Source organism: Aquabacterium lacunae (genome assembly GCF_004310865.1).
GTDB lineage: Bacteria > Pseudomonadota > Gammaproteobacteria > Burkholderiales > Burkholderiaceae_C > Aquabacterium > Aquabacterium lacunae.
Window position 1 is genome coordinate 1 of sequence record NZ_SIXI01000057.1, and the last position, 360, is coordinate 360.

Sequence of the window (360 nt, forward strand, 5' to 3'; positions counted from 1 at the left end):
GCGGCGAAGCCAAGGCGTACGACCAGATCGACGCAGCGCCTGAAGAAAAGGCCCGCGGCATCACCATCAACACCGCTCACGTCGAGTACGAAACGGCCAACCGCCACTACGCTCACGTGGACTGCCCGGGTCACGCCGACTACGTCAAGAACATGATCACCGGTGCCGCCCAGATGGACGGCGCCATTCTGGTGTGCTCGGCCGCTGACGGCCCGATGCCCCAGACCCGTGAGCACATCCTGCTGTCGCGCCAAGTGGGCGTGCCGTACATCCTGGTCTTCCTGAACAAGGCTGACATGGTGGACGACGCCGAACTGCTGGAACTGGTCGAAATGGAAGTGCGCGAGCTGCTGTCCAAGT

At 63.1% G+C, this 360-nt stretch carries 1 protein-coding gene; it reads left to right on the forward strand.

Annotated features, from left to right (window positions below; all coding sequences use genetic code 11):
* Positions 1-360: GTP-binding protein (locus EYS42_RS16970; RefSeq protein ID WP_245503698.1), on the forward strand; the 360-nt coding region annotated here is incomplete at both ends.